Annotated in this window: 15 protein-coding genes; 10 read left to right on the top strand and 5 right to left on the bottom strand. The window is 70.3% G+C overall.

Annotation, left to right across the window (positions count from 1 at the left end):
* Window positions 1–57: 57 nt before the first annotated feature.
* Window positions 58–1,119, bottom strand: coding sequence for a fatty acid desaturase family protein (locus OO70_RS12865; protein WP_043668657.1), 1,062 nt, complete (start codon window positions 1,117–1,119; stop codon window positions 58–60).
* A gap of 379 nt (window positions 1,120–1,498) precedes the next feature.
* Here OO70_RS12865 and rox point away from each other — a divergent pair, with 379 nt between their 5' ends.
* Window positions 1,499–2,923, top strand: a complete 1,425-nt coding sequence (gene rox, locus OO70_RS12860; protein ID WP_043669082.1) for a rifampin monooxygenase — start codon at window positions 1,499–1,501, stop codon at window positions 2,921–2,923.
* Window positions 2,924–2,947: 24 nt separating this feature from the next.
* Here rox and OO70_RS12855 read toward each other — a convergent pair whose 3' ends face one another.
* Window positions 2,948–4,192 (bottom strand): GNAT family N-acetyltransferase, encoded by a 1,245-nt coding sequence (locus tag OO70_RS12855; protein ID WP_043668654.1) that lies wholly within the window; start codon window positions 4,190–4,192, stop codon window positions 2,948–2,950.
* A 177-nt stretch (window positions 4,193–4,369) separates the two neighbouring features.
* Between OO70_RS12855 and OO70_RS12850 the strand changes: the two genes are divergently transcribed.
* Entirely contained in the window at window positions 4,370–5,716 is a 1,347-nt protein-coding gene (locus OO70_RS12850; protein WP_043668651.1) for an esterase-like activity of phytase family protein, read from the top strand.
* A gap of 23 nt (window positions 5,717–5,739) precedes the next feature.
* On the opposite strand, the gene OO70_RS12845 is transcribed toward OO70_RS12850, so the two are convergent.
* Entirely contained in the window at window positions 5,740–5,985 is a 246-nt protein-coding gene (locus OO70_RS12845; RefSeq protein WP_043668648.1) for a hypothetical protein, read from the bottom strand.
* A 341-nt stretch (window positions 5,986–6,326) separates the two neighbouring features.
* On the bottom strand, window positions 6,327–7,493 hold the full coding sequence (xylA, locus tag OO70_RS12840; RefSeq protein WP_043668645.1) for a xylose isomerase: 1,167 nt from the start codon (window positions 7,491–7,493) through the stop codon (window positions 6,327–6,329).
* Between the two features lie 132 nt (window positions 7,494–7,625).
* Here xylA and xylB point away from each other — a divergent pair, with 132 nt between their 5' ends.
* The 8 genes from xylB (at window position 7,626) to OO70_RS55950 (ending at window position 17,425) form a co-directional block, all read left to right on the top strand.
* Complete coding sequence (gene xylB, locus OO70_RS12835) at window positions 7,626–9,074, top strand: xylulokinase (RefSeq protein WP_043668642.1); 1,449 nt, start codon at window positions 7,626–7,628, stop codon at window positions 9,072–9,074.
* A 28-nt stretch (window positions 9,075–9,102) separates the two neighbouring features.
* Entirely contained in the window at window positions 9,103–10,335 is a 1,233-nt protein-coding gene (locus tag OO70_RS12830; RefSeq protein ID WP_043668640.1) for an ROK family transcriptional regulator, read from the top strand.
* 211 nt (window positions 10,336–10,546) lie between these two features.
* Window positions 10,547–12,031 (top strand): APC family permease, encoded by a 1,485-nt coding sequence (locus OO70_RS12825; protein WP_043668638.1) that lies wholly within the window; start codon window positions 10,547–10,549, stop codon window positions 12,029–12,031.
* Window positions 12,028–13,041, top strand: coding sequence for an acetamidase/formamidase family protein (locus OO70_RS12820; protein ID WP_043668636.1), 1,014 nt, complete (start codon window positions 12,028–12,030; stop codon window positions 13,039–13,041). Before OO70_RS12825 ends, OO70_RS12820 begins: the two co-directional genes overlap by 4 nt.
* 18 nt (window positions 13,042–13,059) lie before the next feature.
* On the top strand, window positions 13,060–13,659 hold the full coding sequence (locus OO70_RS12815; protein ID WP_043668634.1) for an N-acetylmuramoyl-L-alanine amidase: 600 nt from the start codon (window positions 13,060–13,062) through the stop codon (window positions 13,657–13,659).
* 229 nt (window positions 13,660–13,888) lie between these two features.
* Window positions 13,889–15,166: a GAF domain-containing protein gene (locus tag OO70_RS12810; RefSeq protein WP_043668632.1), complete on the top strand. Its 1,278-nt coding sequence runs from the start codon at window positions 13,889–13,891 to the stop codon at window positions 15,164–15,166.
* Window positions 15,167–15,322: 156 nt separating this feature from the next.
* Window positions 15,323–16,846 carry an aldehyde dehydrogenase gene (gene adh / locus OO70_RS12805; protein ID WP_043668629.1) on the top strand — a complete coding sequence of 508 codons (1,524 nt, stop codon included), beginning with the start codon at window positions 15,323–15,325 and terminating at the stop codon, window positions 16,844–16,846.
* A 93-nt stretch (window positions 16,847–16,939) separates the two neighbouring features.
* A complete protein-coding gene (locus tag OO70_RS55950) occupies window positions 16,940–17,425 on the top strand; it encodes a hypothetical protein (protein WP_234336833.1) in 486 nt (161 codons plus the stop codon).
* 36 nt (window positions 17,426–17,461) lie between these two features.
* On the opposite strand, the gene OO70_RS12795 is transcribed toward OO70_RS55950, so the two are convergent.
* Window positions 17,462–20,113, bottom strand: a complete 2,652-nt coding sequence (locus tag OO70_RS12795; protein ID WP_043668624.1) for a WD40/YVTN/BNR-like repeat-containing protein — start codon at window positions 20,111–20,113, stop codon at window positions 17,462–17,464.
* Window positions 20,114–20,148: the final 35 nt, after the last annotated feature.

Below are 20,148 nucleotides of genomic sequence, written 5' to 3'. Positions count from 1 at the left end.
CTGAGACATCCCTGAGGCGCTTCCCCTACTGGTACCCGACCGTCGGCCACTCCGTCATCACTCCGTCCACTCCCTCCTCAGCGGCTCCCCCACCTCGTGGAGGTGGTGAAGGGCCTGCCGGTAGGAGTCGACGAGGCCGGTCTCCACGAAGGGGATACCCACATCCTGACAGTGGGCGCGCACCAGCGGCTGAGCGAGCCGCAGATTGGGCCGCGGCATGCTCGGAAAGAGGTGGTGTTCGATCTGGTAGTTGAGGCCGCCGAGGAACCAGTCGGTCAGGGCACCGCCGCGGATGTTCCGCGAGGTGAGCACCTGGCGACGGAGATGGCCCCATCGCTCGCCGTTCGGATCCGGCATCTCCATGCCCTTGTGGTTGGGCGCGAAGGCAAGACCGAGGTGCAGGCCGAACTGGGCCTGGTGCAGCGCGGCGAACGCGAGTGCCTTCCCTGGGGACATCGAGGTCAGCAGCAGCGTCCCGTAGGCCACGACATGGCTCACCAGGAGGACGCCCTCGACGACCCGCTCACGGCGGGGTTGCCGACGCAGATCCTGAAAACCGTGCACCTTGAGGGCGATGCCTTCGAGCAGGGTGAGCGGGAAGAAGAGCCACGCCTGGTTGCGGGTGAGCCAACGCCGGAAGCCTGTACGGAACTTGGCCTGCTCACCGGTGAAGACGAGGACGTCGGCGACGACGTCCGGGTCCTTGTCGATGTGGTTGGGGTTGGCGTGGTGGCGGTTGTGCTTGTCGTTCCACCAGGAGTAGCTCATCCCCAGCAGCAGGTTGCCGTGGATCAGTCCGACGAGGCGGTTGACGGCCTTGTCGCCCGCGATCTGGGAGTGGCCGGCGTCATGGCCTATGAAGGCTGTCCGGGCACCGAAGACGGCCAGCAACGGGGCCAGGAGCAGGGTCGACCAGGAGTCGCCGATCAGGACGATGCCGGTGACGATGCCGGCCAGCGCGAGGGCGTTGACGGAGATACAGAGTACGTACCAGGCCTGTCGCCGCTCCAGTAGGCCGCGGCCCTTGACCGTGCGCAGGAGGGGCGCGAACTCGCTTCCCGGGGGCGCGACGGCATCACCTGGATCATGTGCGCCGACGACTGCGGTGGGCTGGGACATGTCCGGTCTCCGGCTCTCTCAGGCAACGGGCTGACCTGAGCAAACGTACGAATCGGTGACCGGTCGCGACCATGGCGGCACCCCCCGTGTCCGTACGGGGGTCAGTCGGGTCCGCGCAGGGGGGTTGACGACACCCTCGGCGGCCCGACCACCAGGAATCGGGACGGCGGAGAAGTACTCGGAAAACAGCGATGGCAAGGAGCTCGTCCGCTCCTTGCCACACCCAAGGTATAGCGCAGCGGGGGGCTTGCGGCAAGGCCCGGGTCGTACTCCAAAATGGCCGACCGAGGCCATGACCTGCGGAAATGAAGGATCCGCGAGGCACAGGCGGACGCTGGAGCGACCGGCCGGAAACCAATCTCGTGGGATGGGCGTTTCGATGATTGACGTGATCGTGGTCGGCGGCGGACCGACCGGCTTGATGCTGGCCTGTGAGTTGCGGCTGCACGGCGTGCGTGTGGTCGTGCCGGAGAAGTTGACCGGGCCGACCGGGGAGTCCCGCGGGCAGGGTCTGCACGCGCGCAGCGTCGAGATCATGGACCAGCGTGGCCTCCTCGACCGGTTCCTCGAGGTCAGTGAGAAGTTCCAGGTCGGCGGTCTCTTCGGCGGCATCGTCAAGCCGTGGCCGGACCGCCTGGACACGGCTCACCCCTACGGCGTCGCCACCCCGCAACCGGTCACCGAGCGGCTGCTCGGCGAGCGCGCCGTCGAACTCGGTACCGAGATCAGGCGCGGCTGCGAAGTGGTCGGCCTGAGCCAGGACGAGGCCGGGGTGACCGTCGAGTTGGCGGACGGCACGCGCCTGCGCTCGCGCTACGTCGTCGGATGCGACGGCGGCCGCAGCACGGTGCGCAAACTGCTCGGCGTCGGTTTCCCCGGCCTGCCCGCCACAGTGGAGACGCTGCTGGGGGAAATGGAGGTGGCCGAGGACCCTGCGATGGTCGCAGCCGTCGTCGAGGAGGTCCGCAGAACCCAACTGCGGTTCGGTGTCAGCCCCGGCGAGAACGGCGTGTGGCGGGTTGTCGTGCCCGCTGACGGCGTGGCCGAGGACCGTGCGACCTCGCCGACACTGGAGGAGTTCAAACAGCGGCTACGGGCCGTCGCGGGCACCGACTTCGGCGTGCACTCGCCCCGCTGGCTGTCGCGGTTCGGCGACGCCACCCGGCAGGCCGAGCGCTACCGGGTCGACCGGGTCCTGCTGGCCGGCGACGCAGCCCACATCCACCCGCCGACGGGCGGACAGGGACTCAACCTCGGCGTGCAGGATGCTTTCAACCTCGGCTGGAAGCTGGCCGCCACGGTCAACGGGTGGGCTCCGGAAGGGCTGTTGGACAGCTACCACACCGAACGGCATCCGGTCGGCGCCCGCGTTCTCGACAACACGCGCGCGCAGATCACGCTCCTGGGGAGCGATCCGGGCGCGACCGCCCTACGGGAGCTGTTCTCGACGCTGATGGACTTCGAGGAGGTGAACCGGTACGTGACCGAGATGATCACCGCGGTCGGAATCCGCTACGACTTCGGCGAGGGACATGAACTGCTCGGCCGCCGCCTGCGGGACATGAAGGTGAAGCAAGGGCGCCTCTACGAGTTGATGCACGACGGCCGAGGGCTGCTGCTCGACCAGACGGGCCGGCTCTCGGTGGAGGGCTGGACGGACCGGGTCGACCATGTCGTCGACGTCAGCGAGGAACTGGACGTACCCGCGGTTCTCCTGCGGCCGGACGGCCACGTGGCGTGGGTCGGTGACGATCAGGAGGACCTGCTCAGCCGACTGCCCAAGTGGTTCGGCATTGCCCAGTGAGTGCCGACCAGCCCTCCTGAATTGTCAGTACGCGGGGAACGCCCAACCACCCGGGTAGTACGGCTCCCGGTCCGCGCGGAACGCCACCGTCGCGCGAGACAGGGCTCCGGGCCGCAGTTCCTGGACGAGGCCGGCGGCGGCGAGGGACGCGAGCGTGGTACCGCCGAGGAAGGCGGCGCCGAGTTCGGCGACGCTCAGCCGTAGGTCGGCCGGAGCGTGAGTCCGTGCGCACACGGCGGTGCCCTGGTCGGCCTCCAGCCGGTAACGGCCCGTGTTCCAGGGGCAGAAGGCGTCCTCGACGTCGAGGACAAGGTCCAGTGCGCCCGCGTAACTGCGTGCGGCCAGCGCTCGGTCGACGTCCACCAGTCGCACCCAGAGACGATCGACCGGTGCGGAGCGCACGGCACGCGGATCGGTCAGGAGGTGCGGCAGCGGCTCGTCCACGGCCCCCTCGTACTCGATCCAGGAGATCAGGTCGACACCGGCGAGAAAGCGCCACAGGGTGGCGTACGCCTGCCGGGAGGTGGTGGCCAACTCGACGACCTGGAGCGCGTTTCCGGCGCCGCCTGACGCGTCCTGCTTGATCCGGTAGAGGGCGTACCCGGTCGTCCGGCCGTCCGTCTCGTGATGGAGCGCGAAGCGAAACGCGCTCGCGCCTCCGCGTTCCTCCGGGCGGTCGGTGAGACGACTGTCCCAGGAGTTGGCGTTACGACCGGGCCAGCCGACCGTGCCGGTGCGGACCAGGTCGTAGAGCTTCTCGATCTGCGGGCGGGCCTGATCGCGTCCCAGTAGGCGGATGGTTCCGTCACCGAACTCGGTTCCGGGACGGAAGCGCAGGGCGCGCTTCTCGCAGCGGAGACGGGCCCCCTGGGTGGCCGGGCCGTAGCCGAAGCGGCCGTAGATGGCTGCCTCGGAGGGGCGCAGTGCGGCGATCGGTTCGGCACCGGACGTGTGCAGGTCGGTGAGTTGTCGGCGCATCATCGAGGTGAGGATGCCGCGTCGACGGTGGGTCGGGGTGACGCCGACCCAGGTGACCCCGGCGACCGGGAGCAGCGCACCGGGAACGGTCAGCACGCGCGTGTGCGCCGCGGTTCCGCCGACCGGTGCGGGGCCGTCGAACGCGCCGACGGTGCGGTGCAGTTCGGTCGAGGCTCTCTCGTGGACCAGTTGCTCGTCGGAGAGGTCACCCCCATAGGTGTCGGCGACCATGCGGGCCCAGGTCTCGAACTCGCCCTCGGCGACCGGGCGGAGGGGATAGGGGTCAGTCACCGGGCCTTTCTAACCGACCCGTGCCGTGGGGCGCGATCGGATTACGGAGGAGCCCATTCCCGGTGCCGCGCCCTCCCGACAACCGGCCGACACCCCGGATTCACCTGACCGTAGAACACCGTTCCTCACGGGGACCAACTCTGGCCGCTGTCAACGAATTTGCCCTCAGGAGGCCGTATGTCCCCGCACGCCCCCGCCCGGCGCCGCGTCCGTCGCCCCGTCGCGGCTGGTGTTCCGCTCGCCGTGGTGGTCGCCCTGATGGGGGCCGGTACGGCCGTCGGTGCCCCCTCAGGGGGTGAGGCCGCGCATGTCACGCGTACGGCGACGCTCGGCGACATCCCGCTCGGCGCGTTCAGCAACGCGCTGCTGCCCGGGACGGTGGACAACGACCGGGGAGTGGACCTCGGCGGCATCGGCAGCGACATCTACCCGGCCGGCCGCAAGGGCGAGTACTGGACGATCACCGACCGCGGGCCCAACGGCCAGATCAAGGTGAGCGGGACGAAGCGCCGTACGTTCCCGGTGCCCGGTTTCGACCCGGCGATCGTGAAGATCCGTGTCTCCGGGGACACGGTGAAGGTCCTGGACGCCATCCCGATCACCACGTCCTCCGGGAAGGCCGTCACCGGGCTGCCCAACCAGCAGGGACGCGACGAGGCGCCGTACTCCTACGACGCCAGGACGGCGCTGTCGTACAACCCGAACGGGCTGGACACGGAGGGCATCGTGCGGGCCGGGGACGGCTCGTTCTGGCTCGTCGACGAGTACGGGCCCTCCCTGGTGCATGTCTCCGCGCGCGGGAAGGTGCTCACGCGGTACGTGCCCAAGGGGCTGAACCTGACCGGGGCCGACTACCCGGTGGTGGAGGCCCTGCCGGCCGTCCTGCTGCACCGCAAGATCAACCGCGGCTTCGAGGGGCTCGCCCAACTGCCCGGCGGTGACCTGGTGATGGCCCTGCAGAGCCCGCTGTCGCTGCCGGACGGGGACGCCGGGGACGCGTCGCTCAACACCCGTCTGCTGCGTTTCTCGACGAAGAGGAAGGCTGTCACGGCGGAGTACGCGTACCGGTTCGACCCGGTGAACGTGGTCGACCCCAGCGAGGACGACACCTCCGAACTCAAGATCTCCTCGGTGGTCGCCGTGGGCGACGACCGACTGCTCGTCGAGGAGCGCACCGACAAGGCCGCCCGGCTCCAACTGGTCCAGCTGGGGCGCAAGTCGAACATCCTCGGCGGTCCCTACGACGACGACACGACGTCCCCGTCGCTGGAGCAGCTCGACGACCCCGCCGCCGCGGGTGTCCCGGTGCTGGCGAAGAAGCTGGTCGTCGACCTGGGGACCGTCTCCGGAGTGCCCCAGAAGATCGAGGGCATCGCGCGCGTGGACCACGACACGCTCGCGCTGATCAATGACAACGACTTCGGGATGACGGACGGCGCGGGCGCGTTCGACACGCAGGGACGGCTGGTCGACAGCGGGATCGAGACGACCGTGGTGTATGTGAAGCTGCCGCACGGAATCTGATCACCCGTCAACTCCCTTGGCAGTCAGCCGAACAAGGACGGGAGCAGCGACTCGATGTCGCTGGGAACCTCGCTCGGCAGTTCCGAGGGGAGGTTCGACGGCAGGGCGGTCGGGAGCTCGGTCGGCAGGCTGGTGGGGAGTTTCGTCGGGAGGGTGAGAGAGGGGCTCCCGCTCGAACTGCTCTCGGCGGGCGCCTTCTTGTCCGGTGAGTCATGTCCCCCGGACGCCATCAGTACGACGGCGACGACGGCCCCGGCGAGCACGATCACGGCGAGCAGGATGAACAGGGGCCGGGGGCGCCTGCGGGGAGGCGGTCCGTAGTCCCCGTAGTCACCTCCCGTGCCTTGCCCGAAGTCTTCGGGAGGTGGTCCGAAACCGCCTCCCTGAGGCGGGGTGGCGCCCGGTGGCCCGGGCGGTCGAGGCGGTACGGGCGGCATGGCCATACCGTCAAGAGTCGCCTGGTAGCGGTCATGACGCGACCCCCGCGCGGTGGTTGATACGGACTCATGCCATGGATCGCATGATTCCGGAGCATTCCGTGCGGGGGCCGGTCACAAAGGGGAACTCACGAACACCAGCCGGCCCGCGAGTGACGCACGCGTGCGTGCGGTCAGCCACGCGCTCCCAGGAGGTGGTCCATGGCGAGCTGGTCGAGCTGCTCGAAGGCCATCCCGCGCTTGGCGGCCGCCTCGATGTCGAAGTCCTCGAACGCCGAGCGGTCCGCGAGCAGCGACTTGAGGCCGTCCGCCGCGGTCTGCTGCGCCAGCTCGTCCAGACGCGAGGCGCGCAGCGCCTCCTGGACCACCGGGTCGGCGCGGAAGGCGGCCGAACGCTCCTTGAGGATCAGGTAGTTGCGCATGCAGCCGGCCGCCGACGCCCAGACGCCGTCGAGGTCCTCGGTGCGCGGCGGCTTGAAGTCGAAGTGCTTCGGGCCGGCGTAACCGGCGCTCTCCAGGAGGTCGACCAGCCAGAAGGCGGCACGCAGGTCGCCGTTGCCGAAACGCAGGTCCTGGTCGTACTTGATGCCGGACTGGCCGTTGAGGTCGATGTGGAAGAGCTTGCCCGCCCACAGTGCCTGGGCGATGCCGTGCGGGAAGTTGAGCCCGGCCATCTGCTCGTGGCCGACCTCGGGGTTGACGCCGTAGAGCTCCGGGCGCTCCAGGCGCTCGATGAACGCCAGGGCGTGGCCGACGGTGGGGAGCAGGATGTCGCCGCGGGGCTCGTTCGGCTTGGGCTCGATCGCGAACTTGATGCTGTAGCCCTGGTCGGTGACGTACTCGCCGAGGAGGTCGAAGGCCTCCTTCATGCGGTCGAGCGCGACGCGTACGTCCTTGGCTGCGCCGGACTCGGCACCCTCGCGGCCGCCCCAGGCGACGTAGGTCTCGGCGCCCAGCTCGACCGCGAGGTCGATGTTGCGGATCGTCTTGCGCAGGGCGTAGCGGCGCACGTCGCGGTCGTTGGCAGTGAACGCGCCGTCCTTGAAGACCGGGTGCGTGAAGAGGTTGGTGGTCGCCATCGGCACCTTCATGCCGGTCGCGTCGAGGGCCTCACGGAAGCGCTTGATGTGCGACTCGCGCTCGGTGTCCGAGGACCCGAAGGGGATCAGGTCGTCGTCGTGGAAGGTCACACCGTGGGCGCCCAGCTCGGACAGGCGCTGCACCGTCTCGACCGGGTCGAGGGCACGGCGGGTGGCGTCGCCGAACGGGTCCCTTCCCTGCCAGCCGACAGTCCACAGGCCGAAGGTGAACCTGTCCTCGGGGGTGGGCTGGTAGTTCATGACGCGGCTCCTTGTTGCTTCGCTCCGACTATTTCGTCATGGCGGTTTACAAATTAGTATGCCGGAGCGTCTCTGGGAAGGGACAATGTGTCTCCGGGCGGAGACACATGCCGCACACAAGGGAGAAACCCGATGTCAGCAGCCGAAGGTCCGCTCGTCGTCGGCGTGGATTCGTCCACCCAGTCCACCAAGGCACTGGTCGTCGACGTGTCCACCGGACGGATCGTCGCGAGTGGCCAGGCGCCGCACACCGTCTCCTCGGGGGCGGGCCGGGAGAGCGATCCCCGGCAGTGGTGGGACGCCCTGTGCGAGGCCCTGCGCCAGTGCGGGGACGCGGCCCACGAGGCGGCGGCCGTGTCGATCGGCGGCCAGCAGCACGGCCTGGTCACGCTGGACGCGCAGGGCGAGCCGGTGCGCCCTGCGCTGCTGTGGAACGACGTCCGGTCGGCGCCGCAGGCCCGCCGCCTGATCGAGGAGCTGGGCGGACCGAAGGCCTGGGCCGAGCGCACCGGCAGCGTGCCCGGCGCGTCCTTCACGGTCACGAAGTGGGCCTGGCTCGCCGAGCACGAGCCGGAGGCGGTGCGCGCCACGGCGGCCGTACGCCTTCCCCACGACTACCTCACCGAGCGGCTCACCGGACAGGGCACCACCGACCGAGGCGACGCCTCGGGCACCGGCTGGTGGGCCTCGGGCACCGAGTCGTACGACGAGGAGATCCTCCGGCATGTCGGGCTCGACCCGGCACTGCTGCCCCGGGTGGTGCGGCCGGGCGAGGTGGCGGGGACGGTGCGCGACTGCCACGACCTGCCGTTCTCGAAGGGCACCCTGGTCGCCCCCGGCACCGGCGACAACGCGGCCGCCGCGCTGGGCCTCGGGCTGCGCCCCGGCGTCCCCGTGCTCAGCCTGGGCACATCGGGCACGGTGTACGCGGTGTCGAAGCACCGCCCCGCCGACCCGTCCGGCACGGTCGCGGGCTTCGCCGACGCGCACGGCGACTGGCTGCCCCTGGCCTGCACCCTGAACTGCACCCTCGCCGTCGACCGCATCACGACCCTCCTGGGCCTGGACCGCGAGGCCGTAGAGCCCGGCACCTCGGTCACGCTGCTCCCGTACCTCGACGGCGAGCGCACCCCGAACCTGCCCAACGCCTCGGGCCTGCTGCACGGCCTGCGCCACGACACCACCGGCGGCCAGCTCCTCCAGGCCGCCTACGACGGTGCCGTACACGCCCTGCTGGGCGCGCTCGACCTGGTCCTCGACGAGGACGCCGACCGCACCACGCCGCTGCTGCTGATCGGCGGGGGCGCCCGGGGCACGGCCTGGCAGGAGACGGTACGGCGGCTCTCGGGGCGTCCGGTCCAGGTGCCCGAGGCGAAGGAACTGGTCGCGCTCGGCGCCGCCGCGCAGGCCGCGGGCCTGCTGACCGGCGAGGACCCGGCCGCGGTCGCCCGGCGCTGGAACACGGCCGCCGGGCCGGTGCTGGACGCCGTGGAGCGGGACGAAACGACGTTCGCCAGGATCTCCGGGGTACTCTCCGACGCGGCTCCGCTGCTCGAACGGGGGACGGACGACGCCCGCTGACGCGTACCGACCGAGGACTGAGGGAGGCATGACCGCACCGCTGCACGAGGCGCACCCCGCCGGGCCCGGCCGTGCCCTGCCCGACACCCAGCAGGGCATGCGCCGCCGCAATCTCGCGCGCGTGATGCACACGGTGAGCGCCGAGGGCCCGCTCTCGCGCGCGGCCGTGGCCTCCCGCATCGGGCTGACCCGTGCGGCGGTGTCGACGCTGGTGGACGAGCTGATCCGGTCGGGTCTCCTCGAAGAGCTGGGCCCCGAGCGGCCCGGCCGGGTGGGCCGACCCGGATCGGCGCTCGCCGTCAGCGGCCGCGGTCCGGCCGGGATCGGCGCGGAGATCGGGGTCGACCATCTCGCGGCCTGCGCGGTCGATCTGCGCGGCGAGATACGGGCCCGTGCCGTACGGCACGGCGTGAACCGCGGCCGCTCCCCCGAACCGGTGCTCGCCGAACTCACCGCGCTGGTACGGCAGGTGGTCGCCGAGGCGGACGCGGAGGGCCTGTGGCCGGCCGGACTCGCGGTCGCCGTACCGGGTCTGGTGGCCCGCGACGGCCGTACGGTCGTGCGCGCACCGAACCTCGACTGGCACGACATCGATCTCGGCGCCCTGCTGCCCGCCGAACTCCCGCCCACTGTGGACAACGAGGCCAACTTCGGCGGGCTCGCCGAACTCTGGCTGGGCGAGACCACACCGCGCGACTTCCTGCATGTGTCGGCCGAGATCGGCATCGGCGCCGCGGTCGTGGTGGACGGGAGGCTGCTGCGCGGAACACGGGGATTCGCGGGCGAGTTGGGGCATGTCCCGGTGCGTCCCGACGGGCCGGAGTGCGCGTGCGGCGGACGCGGCTGCCTCGAGCAGTACGCGGGCGAGGAGGCGGTACTGCGCGCCGCCGGCATCGAGCCCGGCGTGGACCGGGTCGGTCTGCTCGCGACCCGTGCGGCCGACGGCGACGAGGCGGTACGACGGGCCCTGCACGACGCCGGTACGGCGTTCGGCATCGCACTGACCGGCGCGGTCAACCTGCTCGATCCCCAGCTGGTGGTGCTGGGCGGCGCGCTGTCCGGGCTCGCGCCCTGGCTTCTGCCGTCGCTGGAGGCCGAGTTGGCGCGGCGCACGGCGGGGCCCGCCTGCCCGGTGTCGGTGTCGCGTCTGGGGCCCGAGGGTCCGTTGCTGGGGGCCGCGCACTCGGTGGTGCGGGCCGTGCTCGACGACCCGGCGGCGGTGGCCGAGCGAGCTGGGGACATCGTGGCCGAACAGGCCTGAAACACAGCCGACTTCACTCGACCATGGCTCGACCTTCACTCGTCCGAGTGGCCCGGTTGTCCACAGTTCCGCCGTCGTCCACGGAAGCACGCGACGCCCTACTGCCCGACCCGCAAGCGCCGTACCGTGATTCACGCGAGGCGCAGCCGTCGTGTCGTGACGACGGTGTGCTGGTGTGGATGCGGATACGGGTGGACGAGGGGGGATTCACGTGTCGGGGGAGACAGTTCAGGGGCTGCGACGGGATGCCGTCGGGCTGCGTGAGGTCCTGTTCCAGAGCGTCACGGCTATGGCTCCGGCGGCCGCGGTCGCCGCGTCGATTCCGTCGGGCGCGGCCTTCGCGGGCGGCAGTCTGCCGCTGTCGGTGCTGATCGCGCTGGTGGCCTGCCTGTTCACCGCGTCCTGCGTGGCCGAGTTGGCCCGCGAACTGCCCGCCGCCGGCTCGGTGGCCACGTATGCCGCGCAGGGACTGCATCCGACCGTCGGTTTCCTGGTCGGCTGGGGCTATGTCTTCGTGGAGGCGCTGGTCCCACCGCTGCTGCTCCTGCAACTCGGCTTCACCACGGCGGGCACCCTGCACCAGGAGTGGTCCTCGTATCCGGAGAACCTGTGGTGGCCTTGGGCGCTCGCGGGCGCCGCGATCATCGCCGTGGCCGGCTGGTTCGGAGTGCGCGCCTCGGCCCGCTTCGGCACGGTCCTCGGGGTCTTCGAGATCCTGGTCTTCCTGGTGTTCGCCGTCTGGCTGATCGGCAAGGCGGGCGGGGACAACACCCTGTCGGTGTTCGGCACTTCGCACACGGCCAAGGAGTATTCAGGTCTGGGTGGAGTCTTCGCCGGCTCGGTCTACACGGTGCTCGCGTTCGCCGGGTTCGAGGCCGCGGCACCGCTCGCCGAGGAAACCCGGGACCCGCGCCGGACGATGCACCGCGCGGTGCTCGGCGCGGCCCTCGGGATCGGCCTGTTCTACGTGCTGACGACCTACGCCATGACGGTGTACTTCGGGCCGGACCGCTTCAGCGGATTCGGCGCCTCCGGTGCCGCGTCCTGGGAAGAGGTGGCACGCGCGTCGTTCGGACTGTTCTGGGTGCTGGTGTTCCTGGCCGTGGTCAACTCGACGATCGCCAACGCCAACGCGTGTGCCACCGTCTCGACCCGCACCGCCTTCGCCCTGGCCCGCATCCGGGTACTCCCCCGTGTCCTGGCCACGCTGCACCCGCGCCACCGCTCCCCCGTCGCCGGAATCGCCGTGCAGACCGTCGTCACGGTGGGAGCCGTGCTGGGTCTCGGCCTCGGCTACGACCCGGTGACCGCGTTCCTCCTGCTGGCCACAGTGATCGTCACGGTCGTCATCGCCGTCTACATCGTCGTGAACCTGGCCTGCGCGGGCTACTTCCTGCGCCGCAGACGCGACTTGCTCAAGCCGGTACGGCACCTGCTGGTCCCGCTCCTCGGCATCGTCGCGTTCGTCCCCGCCCTGCTCACCGCGGCTGGCCTCCCGGTCTTCGACTTCGTGACCGAGCTGACCACTCCCGTGTCCTACGCCGACCCGGTCGTCGGCGTCTGGATGGCCGCCGGGGTCGTGGTCCTGCTCGTTCTGCTACGACGCCACCCCGAGCGCATAGCCGAAACCGCCCGTGTCCATCTCGACGAACCAGACTCCACCGATCTTCCGCAGAACGGAGCAGTACAGCCATGAACGACCCCCGGATCCTGACGGTGCGGCCCGAACCGGGCGAGTACGCCTGGACGTTCGGCGGCGCCCCGCCCGTGGCCCGCATCACGCCCGGCACGGTCCTCGACCTGTACACGGAGGACTGCTTCGCCGGACGGGTACGGTCCGAGAAGGACCTGGTGTCCGAGGTGTGCGAGTTCCCGTTCCTCAACCCGCAGACCGGCCCCTTCCATGTGGAGGGCGCGGAGCCGGGCGACACGGTCGCCGTGCACTTCGTGTCGATCGAACCCGCCCGGGACTGGGCCGCCTCCACCACGGTCCCCCTCTTCGGCGCACTCACCTCGACGCACACCACGGCGACACTGCAGCCGCCGCTCCCGGAGACCGTCTGGATCTGGCAGTTGGACCGAACCCGCCGTACGGCGCTGTTCCGCGCGCGGGACAGCGACATCGAGGTCGAGCTGCCTCTCGACCCGATGCACGGCACGGTGGGCGTGGCCCCCGCCAACCTGGAGGTGCGTTCGGCGCTGGTGCCCGACGCGCACGGCGGGAACATGGACACGCCCGAGATGCGGGCCGGGGTCACCTGCTACCTCGGGGTGAACGTGGAGGGCGCGCTCCTCAGCCTCGGCGACGGACACGCCCGGCAGGGCGAGGGCGAGACCTGCGGAGTCGCCGTCGAGTGCGCGATGAACACGGTCGTGATCGTGGAGCTGCTCAAGGGGGTCGCCACTCCCTGGCCGCGCATCGAGTCGGACACGCACATCATCTCGACGGGCTCGGCACGCCCGTTGGAGGACGCGTTCCGGATCTCCCAGCTCGATCTGGTGCGGTGGCTGGTGCGCGACTACGGGTTCAGCGAACTGGACGCCTATCAGTTCGCGACCCAGGCGGTCGAGTCGCCGTTGGCCAACGTGTGCGACACCAACTACACCTGCGTGGCGAAGATCCGGAAGGAATGGCTGCCCGCGCGCGAGACTCATCGCGGACTGCACGCGCAGCTGCGTGAGACCGCGGCGGCACTCCGGCACTGAACCGAAAGGCGACCGACCATGGAACGGGCAAGACCGCTCCCGAGCAGGCGATGGCTCCTGAAGGGCGCAGCCCTCGCCGCCGTCCCCTATGCGTTACTCCCTGCACCGCAGGCCGACGCACAGGCCCAGGCCGTCGACTACCCGTCGGCCGAGTGGCAGCCGGCGAGCACTTCCAACTACACGGCGTCCAACCGCCCCAGCGCCTATCCCGTCGATTACGTGGTCATCCACGTCACCCAGGAGACGTACGCCAGCACTCTGTCCATTTTCCAGAACCCGAAGAAGAAGGTGTCCGCGCACTACCTCGTGCGGTCGGCGGACGGGCATGTGGCCCAGTGCGTCCGGGAGGCCAATATCGCCTGGCACGCGGGGAACTGGGACTACAACACCCGCAGCATCGGTATCGAGCACGAGGGCTGGGTGGATCAGCCCGCGTACTTCACCGACGCCCTCTACGAGCAGTCGGCCAAGCTCACGGCGGCGATCTGCACGAAGTACGGGCTCCCCAAGGACCGGGCGCACATCATCGGGCACTACGAGGTGCCGGGCACCGACCACACCGATCCGGGGCCGAACTGGGACTGGACGCGCTATATAAGGTTGGTCAATTTCGCCTGACCCAAGCCCGATCCGAGCCAGATCCAGGCCTGATCCGAGCCCGATCCGAACGTGATGCGCCGCGTTCGGATCGTCCCCGGTCGAAACGGTTGTCCGTACCCTTCCCCGGAGTGACGATGTCCGCAGGCGTTTCGCCGCCGTATCGCGGGCGTGTCACTGCTGTGTCGCGGTACTCGGGTCGCTGTATCGAGGTAGTCGCGTCGCTGTATCGCCTTCTTGGGAGGCCGAGTTGACCGATCCATGGGTGGCCCTGGAGCCGGGGGCCGACCCTGCCGAGCGGGTTCGGGTGCTGCGGCGGGCGCACGAGACGTTCGCCGTGGCGGGCACGGTGCCGCAGCCGGTGCGGTCGGTGGTGGCCGATTCCTGGCGGCGTTCCGCGCGGGCCGGTGTCGGTCCCGAGGGCACGGCGAGCGTGGAGCTGACGGACGGTGACCTGGGTGTCTATCGGGCGGAGCATCCGCTGGCGCGGGTGATGCCGCTGATCCGGGAGTTGGTGGGCACGTTCGCCGCGGACGGGGAGCATCTGCTCGCGGTGTGCGACGCGCAGGGCAGGCTGTTGTGGGTGGAGGGGCATCCGGCGACGCGGCGGAAGGCGGGCCGGATGAACTTCGTGCCGGGTGCGCGCTGGGCGGAGAGCGCGGTCGGGACGAACGCGCCGGGTACGGCGGTCGCCCTGGACCGGCCGGTGCAGGTGTTCGCGGCCGAGCACTTCATCCGGCGGGTGCAGCCGTGGACGTGCGCGGCGGCTCCGGTGCACGATCCGCGCACCGGGCGGGTGCTCGGCGCCGTCGACATCACCGGCGGGAACGGGCTGGCGCATCCGCACAGCCTGGGCTTCGTCCAGGCCGTGGCGCGCGCCGCCGAGTCCCAACTGGCACTGCTCGCCCCGGAGCAGACCCACGTCGACGGGCCCGAACTCTCCGCGCTGGGCCGGGACGAAGCCCAACTGTGCGTCGACGGCCGCAAGATGAGGCTGAGCCGACGGCACAGCGAGATCCTGGTGCTGCTGGCCCGGCATCCCGAGGGGCTGACCGGCGACGAGTTGCTGTGCGCGCTGTACGAGGACGAGTCGGTGCCGCCGGTGACGTTGCGGGCCGAACTGGCGCGGCTCCGCAGGCTGTTGGGTCCCGGCCTGCTCGCCTCGCGGCCTTACCGGCTCACGTCGCCGGTCGAGTCCGACGTGGCGATCGTCGAGCGGCGGTTGGAAGGGGGCGCGGTCACGGGAGCGGTGACGGCGTACACGGGTCCGCTGTTGCCCGGTTCGCAGGCGCCGGCGGTGGTCCGGCTCCGGACCCGGCTCGCGGACGGCCTCCGTACGGCGTTGATCGCCCGCCGCGACCCCGACCTGCTGGCGGACTGGGCGCACGCGCCGTGGGGCGAGGACGACCTCGACGTATGGCGGGCGCTCGCGGCGATACGACCGACGGCACCGGTGCGCTCGCGCCTCGCCGCACTGGAGTCAGAGCTGGCGGCGCCTGCGCCATGGTCACGCGCGACCGCCCGATGACGTAACCCTCTTATGGCGCAAGGCACTTGAAGCCACCCCTCGCGAACCCCGACCCGCCCGTCCACCCCACGCAACGTACATGCAACCTCGCGCTCCCTAGCCTCGCGCCGAGAGCTGCCCAACGGCGGGCAGCGCTGTTCCGGGAGGCAGACCAGGATGACCCGTTACACGGCACCCGGCACCGAGGGCGCGATCGTCTCCTACCAGGCGCGCTACGACCACTTCATCGGCGGCGAGTACGTGCCGCCGGCCCGCGGGCAGTACTTCGAGAATCCGTCCCCGGTGAACGGGCAGCCGTTCACCGAGATCGCGCGCGGCACCGCGGAGGACGTGGAGCGGGCGCTGGACGCGGCGCACGCGGCGGCGCCGGGCTGGGGCCGTACATCGGTGACCGAGCGGTCCGACATCCTGCTCAAGATCGCCGACCGGATGGAGGCGAACCTGGAGCAGCTCGCGGTCGCGGAGAGCTGGGAGAACGGCAAGCCGGTCCGCGAGACCCTCGCCGCCGACATCCCGCTCGCCATCGACCACTTCCGCTACTTCGCGGGGGCGATCCGCGCGCAGGAGGGTTCACTGGGCGAGGTCGACGACGACACGGTGGCGTACCACTTCCACGAGCCGCTCGGGGTCGTGGCGCAGATCATCCCGTGGAACTTCCCCATCCTGATGGCGACTTGGAAGCTGGCCCCGGCTCTCGCGGCGGGCAACGCGGTCGTCATCAAGCCCGCCGAGCAGACCCCGGCGTCCATCCACTTCTGGATGAGCCTGATCGCCGATCTGTTGCCGCCGGGCGTGGTGAACATCGTCAACGGCTTCGGCGTGGAGGCGGGCAAGCCGCTCGCGTCCAGCCCGCGCGTGGCGAAGGTCGCCTTCACCGGCGAGACCACCACGGGGCGGTTGATCATGCAGTACGCCTCGGAGAACATCAAGCCGGTCACGCTGGAGCTGGGCGGCAAGTCGCCGAACATCTTCTTCGACGACGTGTCGTCGGCGCGCGACGACTTCCTCGACAAGGCGCTCGAAGGCTTCACGATGTTCGCGCTCAACCAGGGCGAGGTGTGCACCTGCCCGTCCCGGGCGCTGATCCAGCGCGGCCACTACTCCGACTTCCTCCAGGCGGCCATCGCCCGCACCGAGGCGATCAAGCCGGGCCACCCCCTCGACACCGACACGATGATCGGCGCCCAGGCCTCCAACGACCAGTTGGAGAAGATCCTCTCCTACCTGGACATCGGCCGGCAGGAAGGCGCGAAGGTCCTCACGGGCGGCGAACGCATCGACTACGACGGCGAGTTGAAGGGCGGCTACTACGTCCAGCCGACGATCTTCGAGGGTGACAATCGGATGCGCATCTTCCAGGAGGAGATCTTCGGGCCGGTGGTCTCGGTGACGTCGTTCGACGACTTCGACGACGCCATCAAGGTCGCCAACGACACCCTGTACGGTCTCGGCGCCGGCGTGTGGACCCGGGACATCAACACGGCGTACCGCGCGGGCCGGGCGATCCAGGCGGGCAGGGTGTGGACGAACTGCTACCACGCGTACCCCGCGCACGCGGCGTTCGGCGGCTACAAGCAGTCCGGCATCGGCCGCGAGAACCACAAGATGATGCTGGACCACTACCAGCAGACGAAGAACCTCCTCGTTTCGTACTCGCCGAAGAAGCTGGGCTTCTTCTAGAGCCTGACGTCGGTTGCCTGAAGTCGGTTGCCTGAAGGCCTCGTTAGGCTTCAGGCAACTCGACACGGGAGCAGGCGGGCCGGAGGTTCTGGCATGCAAGGGTGGGCCAAGGTGTGGATGGTCGCCGGGATGTTCGTCCTGACGTCCTGCGGCTCGTCGGCGGGTGACGGAGCCGCAGGAGGGGCGTCAGGCGGCCGGTCGGCGGAGCCGTCGCCCAGCGCGCCCTCCCCCTCGTCGGGCAGCTGTGCCGCCGGGCACGCCGAGGTCACCGTCAGCCCTGGTGACGCGGTCGGACGGCGACTCTGTGTGCGGCCCGGGACAGTGGTGTCCCTCGTCCTGAAGTCCCGTACGGACGACAAGCGGTGGACGGCCCTGCGCAGCTCCGCTCCCGCCCTCGTCGTGGTGTCCCGGTGGCAGCCGGAGTCGGACGGCTCGGCCCGTGCCTCGTTGCGCTGTGCGGGCACCCGGGGCGGTACCGCGAAGATCACGGCGATGGCGAAGGCACCGGACGTGGCGGGCGCGGCGCGCGTCGCCTTCACCCTCGACGTGAGCGTGGTGCCGTACACGACACAGGGGTGACCCCGGAATCCGGGATCACCCCTCCGCCCTGCTGCCTCAGTCGCAGTCGCTCACTTTGATGGTGTAGATGCCGCGCCCGTGGGTGGCCGCGTACAGCGTCCTGCCGTCGGGGCTCAGCTTCAGCTGGAGTACGGCGACGGCCGGGAGGTTCCCGACGCGCTGCCAGGTCGTACGGCCCGGCGCGCGGTAGACGACGCCGAGGTCGGTGGCGACGGCGAGGCCGCCGTTGGGGGTGACGACCGCGGAGTTCGTCGGGACGTCGGGGAGGTTCTTCGAGATGTCCTTCCAGGTGGTGCCGCCGTCGGTGGACTCGAAGACGTGGCCGATCCCGGCGCCGGGGCCCTCGGTCCAGTGCCGGGAGAAGCCGTTGACCGCGAGGTAGACGTGGTCGGCGTTCTTGGGATCGACGGCGAAGCCGCTGAGGTAGCGGTTGGGTACGGTCGCGTCCACCGGCAGGGTCACGTCGTGCCAGCCGGTGCCGTCCGCGTTGCCGACGGAGATGCCGCGGGCGAAGCCCTGGTTGTTGCAGGGGCCGCACCAGGCCGCGTACACCTTGCCGCCCGAGGCCGCGACGGCGGTCGCGGTACGGCCGGCACCGAGGTCGTAGACGCTGGTCCACTCGTCGCCACTGCGGATGGCGTAGCCGTGGGTCTGGACCCAGATGTGGCGGCCGCCGGCGATCCAGGTCGAGCTGTTCTTCATGTCGGCCGTGATCGGGGCGATGAAGCGGGCCTCACCAGTGGCGTTGTCGGCGGGAGCCACGCTGTACGACGTGATCTTGCTCGGGTCGGTGACCCAACTCCCGTCGTTCACCGCGCAGTTCTGGGTCACCTGGATGGCGAGGTAGACGTACTCCTCGGCGATATTGCAGCCATTGGCCGGGTCGGTGAGCGTGTCGCCGCCGTCGCCGCCGAAGTTGGAGCCCATGACCTTGTCGTTGCTGCGCAGGATGGACTGGCCGTTGTCCTGCAGACCGCCGGTGACGGAGACACCGCCGTAGGTCAGGTCCTTGCCGACGCCCACCGAGTAGTACTGGAGGGTGTCGATGGTGCCGTCGTTGAGCGAGGTCCAGTCGGTGGCGTGGCCGGAGGCGTCCTGGGAGCCGTCGAGCGGGCGCTTGTAGACGCCGCCGTCGTTGCCGACGTAGACGAAGCTCTTGCCGTGGTAGCTGCCGATCGCGACGCCGTGCTGGTCGGGGTGGGTGGTCTGGTTGCAGTCGCCGGTCTGCTTGGTGGGGTCGATGCTCCAGCAGGGGAAGCCGAAGTTCCAGTACGGGCCGACGGCCGACCAGGTGGCGCCACCGTCCTTGGTCTCGTGGACCTCCTCCAGGCCCGCGTACACGTGCTCCGCGTTCGCCGGGTCGACGGTCAGGAACTGGTTGTACCAGGCCTGCACGCCGGGCATGTAGCCGCTGGAGGTCAGTGCCGAGCCGTCGGCGGCCAGGCCCTGGTAGTCGGCGATCTTCGTCCAAGGGCCGGTGGGAGAGCCGGACTTGGAGACGTAGATGCCCTCCAGACCGCTGTCCGGGTTGGTGTTGAGCTGCTCCGGGGACTGGTCGATGGCGTAGTAGCGCGAGCCGTCGGCGGAGCGGGCGAAGGTGACGTTGCCGACGTTGTCGGCGTCGGCGGGCAGGTCACCCAGGCCGCTGGTGATCCGGGTCCAGGTGCCGCTGGAGTCCTTGGTGTAGAAGCCGTTGTAGTCGTCGCCGCTGCGCCAGCCGACCGCGAGGACCACCTTGGAGGGGTCCTTCGGGTCGATCGCGATGTCGTTGGCGATGTTCTTGTACGCGGCCGAGGCGTCGCTCGCGAGTGAACCGCCCGGCAGATAGGCCGGGTTGGGCGCGAACTCCAGCTTCCAGGCGCCCTTGAGCGTATTCGTGGAGTGGCTCCACACGCCCTCACTGGTCGCCGCCCACACCTTGCCGCCGCCGAAGCGCAGTTCGTGGACGGTGGTGGACTCCAGCTCGTCGCCGCCGACCCGGCTGCGGGAGGAGAACGCACCGTGTCGCGGGTCGGACAGGACGTAGACGCCGCTGCCGAGATACGCGTCCGCGTTGGTCGTCGCCTCGCCCGTGCCCAGCCACAGCCGTCCGGTGCCGTCCAGCGCGAGCGCGCCGGTGGACTGCGAGGACAGCTTGTCGCTGATGGGCTGCCAACGGCCGCCTCCGGTACGGGAGCGCCACACGCCACCGCCCGCGCTGCCCGCGTACACGTACCCGTCGTCGTCGGCGGCCATCGCGGCCATCCGGCCGGTGACATTGCCCGAGCCGCCACTGGAGTTGGAGTCGTAGTCGCGGTAGCGCGGGTCGTCGGAGTTGTACGGCAGGTCGGTGATGTTGCGCCAACTGCCGCCGGTGCTCGGCAGGTTGGTCAGACTCGTCCAGGCGGCTCCGTACGCGCCAGGTGCGACGATGCCGGGTGAGGTGCGGGCCTCTGCGTACTGGTCGGCGCCCTCGGCTATCTCGTCGGCCTCGTTGCCGTCGTCACCGCCGTCGTCGTCGGCCTTGGCCTTCGGGCTGACGGAACCCACCGACTGCCCCCGTTCGGCGGCGAGTTGAGCCAGTGCGCGGACCCCGAAGGGGGTCCCGCCCGAGCCGGGCGCGGCGCCGGCGGGTATCGCCACGAGTGCGGCGGATGCGGTGATGGCGCAGATCGTGAACCAACGTCTCTTGCGGGTCGGTTGTGACACCAGGGCCTCCCGAGCGGGCGCGGATACAGCCGTCG

The sequence above is a fragment of the Streptomyces xylophagus genome, from assembly GCF_000716435.1.
Taxonomy (GTDB): Bacteria; Actinomycetota; Actinomycetes; order Streptomycetales; family Streptomycetaceae; genus Streptomyces; species Streptomyces xylophagus.
This window is presented reverse-complemented; position numbering and strand designations above follow the sequence as displayed.

Coding starts and splice junctions, on each gene's coding strand:
- xylB (WP_043668642.1), top strand. CDS start 7,626: ATGTCAGCAGCCGAAGGTCCGCTCGTCGTCGGCGTGGATTCGTCCACC.
- OO70_RS12865 (WP_043668657.1), bottom strand. CDS start 1,119: ATGTCCCAGCCCACCGCAGTCGTCGGCGCACATGATCCAGGTGATGCC.
- OO70_RS12820 (WP_043668636.1), top strand. CDS start 12,028: ATGAACGACCCCCGGATCCTGACGGTGCGGCCCGAACCGGGCGAGTAC.
- OO70_RS12830 (WP_043668640.1), top strand. CDS start 9,103: ATGACCGCACCGCTGCACGAGGCGCACCCCGCCGGGCCCGGCCGTGCC.
- OO70_RS12850 (WP_043668651.1), top strand. CDS start 4,370: ATGTCCCCGCACGCCCCCGCCCGGCGCCGCGTCCGTCGCCCCGTCGCG.
- rox (WP_043669082.1), top strand. CDS start 1,499: ATGATTGACGTGATCGTGGTCGGCGGCGGACCGACCGGCTTGATGCTG.
- OO70_RS12815 (WP_043668634.1), top strand. CDS start 13,060: ATGGAACGGGCAAGACCGCTCCCGAGCAGGCGATGGCTCCTGAAGGGC.
- adh (WP_043668629.1), top strand. CDS start 15,323: ATGACCCGTTACACGGCACCCGGCACCGAGGGCGCGATCGTCTCCTAC.
- xylA (WP_043668645.1), bottom strand. CDS start 7,493: ATGAACTACCAGCCCACCCCCGAGGACAGGTTCACCTTCGGCCTGTGG.
- OO70_RS55950 (WP_234336833.1), top strand. CDS start 16,940: ATGCAAGGGTGGGCCAAGGTGTGGATGGTCGCCGGGATGTTCGTCCTG.